Genomic DNA, 6,191 nt, shown 5'->3' with positions numbered 1-6,191 from the left:
GCTATATTCAAAATACAACTACTGCTCAAACCGCCAATTTCAATATAACAGGTAACGGCATTATTGGTGCCACGGGTACACTGGCGCTGAAAGCGCTTACGCCCGGGTCTGTGCTTTTTGCCGGAACGGGGGGCGTTATCTCGGAAAATAAAAACCAGTTTTTCTGGAACGATGCTAATTCATCATTGGGGCTGGGTACCGGCGCACCAGCCAATCGCCTTGAAATTGCCGGCCCTCAAACGACAACTCCTGCTTTTTCTACATTTACTTCAGGACTGCGGTTATCAAATATTGCAGCCGCCACGCCGGGAACAGCCAATTCCAAAGTGTTGTCGATCAATAGTACGGGAGATGTAATCGTTACCGAGAATTTAGCAGCCGTTAACTGGCTGATGACAGGTAACACGGCTGCGCCTGCGGGATCTGCGCTCGGTACCAACGACGATATTAAAATGGTGATCAAATCCAATAACCAGTCGTACCTGGAGTTTGGCAGGCGCGATCTTTTAGGGCTTACTGACAGCTATCCCGATTATACAGATCCCAATCAGAAGGTAACCTATCTCAGGTCTGCATTACAATTCGAAGCAGCGGGTGCGAGCTTCTATAAACCTATGTTTTATGTAGATGCCAATGGTAATTTCAGGATGAAAGGAAGTGCTGCCGGCACAGATTTATTTGAATTTGGTTCAACAGGTACTGCCAATAATGGTGGATTTGATTTCATTATCGGGGATGACGGAGATGAACCGATCATCTTTAAAACTTATACACACAACGCCACACCCACCACGAAAGAAATGATGCGCCTGCAGAGTGGGAAAATGGGTATTGGCGTTACCGCACTTCCTGCAAGAACGCTGCATGTAAACGGGGACATGCGTTTAACAGGCAGCGCAGGTACGCCAACAGATCTGATGGGCCGCGATGCAGCCGGGGATATTGGCAATGTTTCACTGGATGCAGCTACGCTGAAGATTACCGGTGGCGCTTTAGCCGCCAATAGCGCCAGTAATATATGGAATGCCAAACAGCTGAACGGGGTAAACATAAACAGCACTGCACCTGCTACTGACCAGATACTCCAGTTTGATGGTACTGAATGGGTAGCGGCCGCGGCTCCCGGCGGCATGACTTATCCGATAAAATCAGTAGGTACTTCTGCAACCACCTACACGCTCACAGCAGCCGACTATACACTTATTGTAAACACGAATAATAACATTACGATCACTCTGCCGGCGCCTGCCGCCAACAAGGGCAGGGTATATAATGTGAAGAGATTTAACACAAGAACGATTACAATGACCACGCCCAGTGGAAATATCGATGGCGTGGCGGCATCCGTTAATTTGGGTACAGAATCCAGGCGCTGCTTTTCCTTTCAGTCCGATGGAACTAACTGGTATATTATTTCAGAGAATTACTAATACAATCAGAATATAATTATTGTGCGGAGATATTGTTTAATCATATGGCTATTACTCGGAGCAGGCTTGCGCCTTTCCGCCCAGCAAGGCGTTTACATTCCTGCCGGCGCCACCGTATGGCTTTCCGGTAATACCAATGTGGGCATCTTTGCTGATATGACGAACAACGGTATCCTCGGCTCCAATCCCAACGCCACCTTTTACATTCTCAGCAGGTTATGGACTAACGGTAACGGGGCTACGCTCCCCGATGAAAGTGCAGACGGCACTTCAGGCAAAGGAGGCACCTTCCTCTTTTCAGGCGCCGGTCAGCAACGGGTATACGGCGCCTACAGCTTTATCAGCGGAACAGGTACCAGCTTTCCCAACCTGCAGCTTAATAATCCCGCCGGCCTGGTGCTGGAGGATTTCAGCGACCTGAAGATCAGGAACAACCTGCACTTTGCCAGTGGCCGTATTTATCTTAATGGCTGGAATCTCCAGGTGGGTGATAAAACACCAGGCTCCATTACCGGCTACAACGATTACCGCTATGTGGTGACCGGGAAAGGTGTTGCCGGCGGACTGCTTTACCGTGCTGCCATTACTAATGCAGATGGAAAAGTGGTTTACCCCATAGGAACAGACGATTATAACTACTCGCCAGCCGCCGTGCTCATTACCGGCGCAAAGGATATGATAGGCGCCCGTGTATACGACAGCGTATTTACAGTGGCCGCTGGTGGCACTGCCTATGCAGACAGCTTTGTGAATAAATCCTGGAATATCCGCCGGGCAGACAACAGCGGGGGAGAAGTAGATGTGATCCTGCAACATATGGATGTAAGCGAATTGCCGGCATATGCCACTTCACGCGACAGCAGTTTTATTACCCGCTTCGTTAGCGGTGTATGGGATGCCGTACCGGCCATTACTACCCAGCCATTGCCCGGTACATTAGCCACTACTGCCATAACACAGCCGGCTACCATGCATCTCCGGCATTTCGACGGGTTGGGCGCCAGCGAATACTTCGCAAAAACTGCCCTCATAGGCTCCGCCAAACCAGCCATGTTCCTCAGCTTTGAAGCCTTCAGAACGGCTCCGCTGCTGATACAGCTGGACTGGACCACCAGCCGTGAAATCTATAATGCTACGTTTGAAATTGAACGCCGTTATGAACGGCAGGAACAATTCGTGAAAATCGGCGTGTTACCAACAAAAGCCATCAATGGCAATAGCAGCGTGCCTTTGAGCTATACCTTCCCGGATGTGAATGATTACGACGACTGGACCTATTACCGCATTAAAGCAGTAGGCAGGAACGGTAAGGTCACCTATTCTGATGTACGCGCTGTGCCGCCTTTTGTACAGATCAAAGTATTCCCGAACCCGAACAACGGTAATTTCAGGGTCACCATCCGTGGTATCCGCGGGGAAATGCTGATGCAGCTGCATGATACCTGGAGCCAGGTAATGCGTCAGTACGTGGTAAAAAGAGATGCAGATGTAAGTATTTCGGACCTGCCGTCGGGCGTTTACTTCATTGTTATCTACCATAAAGACACTATGAAAGTGGCTTACACCTGCAAAGTGGTGGTGGCGCAATAAAAAGGGCCGGAGTTTCCTCCGCGGAATTTCCGGCCTTTTGTTTTGATTTTCTCGGAGATTTCCCCCAATTTTGTAGGGTTCTTCCCAACAGGCGATTCATTTAAACAGATAGTTTTGAAAAAAATAATCATCACGATAGATGGCTACTCTTCATGTGGCAAAAGCACTTTGGCCAGGCAACTGGCTAAAAAGCTGGACTATACCTACATCGACAGCGGCGCTATGTATCGTGCAATTACGCTTTATTTTATTCAGAACAGGATCGACTGGCTATCACATGAAGCAGTAACCGCTGCATTGAAAGATATACACCTGGATTTTGTGCCCAATTCGCTCACCGGTGTCAGCGAAATGTACCTCAACAACGAAAATGTGGAACACCTGATCCGCGAAATGATCGTGGCCGAAAAGGTAAGCGAAGTAGCTGCTGTAAAGGAAGTACGTGACCTGGCCGTAGCACAGCAGAAGAAAATGGGCGCCCGCAAAGGTATCGTGATGGATGGCCGTGATATTGGTACCGTAGTATTCCCTCATGCCGAACTGAAGATCTTTATGACCGCCGATATCGCTATCCGCGTACAGCGCAGGTTTAAGGAGTTGTATGAAAAGAACAGGAATATTACCCTGGAAGAAGTAAAACAAAACCTCGAACTGAGAGATTATATAGATGCCAACCGCGAAATAAGTCCGCTCCGCAAGGCGGAAGATGCTATTATCCTGGATAACAGCCACTTGAACCCCGATGACCAGCTCCAACTGGTGATGCAATGGGTGGAAGACGCTATAATGGCGCACTCCTCATAAAATATTATTTTCTTTTATTAAAACTCTTTTATACATTTGTTATGTGACCGTGGGTCACGAACCCGATAATTTTTCCACATCCTCCCGAATTTCCAGTAGCATTTTATTTTCATGCCTGAATGATGTCAGCTTTTTATTGACGATTTCCGCATACCTGAACCTGATCCTCCCTGAAAAATACTGCTTAGGCAATTTTTGTATGGACAAGTCATTGTGCTGTTGATGAAGTGTGATGGACCTGTATAAGACATTAAGAACAAGTGCGTAAGACGCGTTATTATATATCGTGCTTCCGGGGACGGTCTTATCCTAGCTATATCCATAAAGGACCCTTTGCTATTAACCGACTATAATGTTGCTATATATAAAATACAGTCTGCCCGGTATAACCGCTGCCGGCAGGCATTTAAAGGTAATGTGGGATGGCGTGGCACGCCATAGCCGTTCCATATTTTCAGTAGGTGTATTCGGTTAATAGGAAGAAGGGGCGAATTCTTTCGCCCTTTCGCTTTTTTCAACTTTTTGATTGTCAGTGAGTATAATGGCCCCATAGCGTTATCCCCCGTTTAACCGGATATCTTTAAATCGCTACATGTTATTCGTAATTCTTTTTTAAATTGTGTAGTCACACAGACCAGCCAATGTCTATAAAAGGTGTATGTCTTCTATACTTGCTCCTGTCAGGGGCCTTTTTTACGGCGATAGCCCAGGATTCCCTGCGGGTATACAAACAGCTCGACTCTGTTCACCGGCTTCCTTCAGATACCGGTAAAGTATCGGCACTGTTGAAAAAGGGCGGACAGAATAACCGTTTCTTTGAAGCGCATAAAATAGAAAACCCCTTCTGGCAGGAAGCGCTTACCTTATCACTCCAACTCAAATATCCCAGAGGAGTATCGCAGGCTTACAATGAACTGGGCACTGCAAAAAGAAATAAATCACTGTACATTATTGCGGAAGACTACCACGAAAAAGCCCTCAAAGCTGCAGAGGAAGCAAGAGATACTTTGCTCATTGTATTCTCACTGAATAACGCAGGGGTGGATTGCCGGCGGCAGGATAAATTGCAGAAAGCATTTGACTACCATGTAAAAGCACTGATCCTTGCTGAAAAGATCAACGATATCCGCAACGTTTGCGTAGCTACCAACAGCATCGGAAATATCCAGCTCTCTACGGAAAAATATGACGATGCCATCACCCATTTTACCCATGCCCTCGAACTGGAAGAGAAAAGCAACAACCCGCTCGGTGTTGCGATTAATCTCGGTAACCTCGGATTCGCATACCAGGGTCTGCATAAACTGGACCTGGCTATCCAGTACCATAAACGCTCTCTTGCCATCAACCAGAAAATGGACCGGCCTATTGGTATGGCCATATGTTATAACGCCCTCGGCGCTGCCTACCAGGAAAAAAAAGACTACCCGGCCGCTATGGAGTACCTGAAAAAAGCGCTGGAAGTAAATGATAAAGTAGATGATAAGGTACATGTGGCGGAAAGCTATTTAAGTATCGGGAAGTTATTGAGCGCGCAGGGAAAGCACGACGAAGCCCGGGAAAATATGATACAGTCCATAGACATCAGCACCTTCTTGGGCTTTAAAGCCATGCTGATGGATGCTTACAAGGCGCTGGCTACCGATTTTAAAGAAAGCGGGGAGTTTAAAAAGTCGCTGGAAGCCACGGATAAATCATTGCTGTACAAAGACAGTATCCTCGATGAAAAATCAGCCATGGCGCTTGCCCAGATGCAAACCATTTACGAGGTAGACCGGAAAGATAACCAGATCCACAACCTTGAACATGATAAAATGGTGGGAGAACTGCGAACCAAACGTAACGTGGTGATCACCTTTGCCCTGGCGGCATTTCTGCTGATGGCTATTGTGGGCGGTCTTTTTTATATCCGCCACCGTAACCTGAAAACCAAGAAACAAACCCTGCAACTGGAACTCCGTTCGCTGCGTTCCCAGATGAATCCGCACTTCATCTTTAATTCTCTCAGTTCCATCCACCGGTACATCTGGAGCAATAACCAGGAAGAGGCATCGGATTATCTTACCAAGTTCTCCCGGCTGATGCGCCTCATCCTCGATAACACCCAACATACTTTTGTTACATTAAACAAAGAATTGGAATCATTAAGATTGTATCTTGACCTGGAATCATTGCGTTGTAACGGTATCTTTGAATACCGGTTCCTCGTGGATGCAGACATTAACGATGACGAAGTACTGATACCTCCTATGATATTACAACCATATGTGGAAAACGCCATCTGGCATGGACTCGTGCATAAACATCCCGATGAAAAAGGCGTGTTGGATATCGAAATCCTTTTGGAAAAAAGAAGCCTGGTGTGTA

At 47.1% G+C, this 6,191-nt stretch carries 4 protein-coding genes; all 4 read left to right on the top strand.

Annotated elements, in window-relative coordinates; all coding sequences use genetic code 11:
* The coding region (locus VN105_RS11730; protein WP_325641043.1) for a hypothetical protein at positions 1-1,430 on the top strand (1,430 nt) is incomplete at its 5' end.
* 66 nt (positions 1,431-1,496) lie between these two features.
* Positions 1,497-3,020, top strand: coding sequence for a T9SS type A sorting domain-containing protein (locus tag VN105_RS11725; RefSeq protein ID WP_325641041.1), 1,524 nt, complete (start codon positions 1,497-1,499; stop codon positions 3,018-3,020).
* Between the two features lie 114 nt (positions 3,021-3,134).
* Positions 3,135-3,824, top strand: coding sequence for a (d)CMP kinase (cmk, locus tag VN105_RS11720; RefSeq protein ID WP_325641039.1), 690 nt, complete (start codon positions 3,135-3,137; stop codon positions 3,822-3,824).
* A 671-nt stretch (positions 3,825-4,495) separates the two neighbouring features.
* Positions 4,496-6,191 (top strand): tetratricopeptide repeat-containing sensor histidine kinase (locus tag VN105_RS11715; RefSeq protein WP_325641037.1); only part of this gene is annotated, 1,696 nt, incomplete at its 3' end.

The organism is Chitinophaga sp., assembly GCF_035564935.1.
Taxonomy (GTDB): Bacteria; Bacteroidota; Bacteroidia; order Chitinophagales; family Chitinophagaceae; genus Chitinophaga.
The sequence above is the reverse complement of the archived record's forward strand: the minus strand, read 5'-3'. Positions and strand labels throughout refer to the sequence as shown.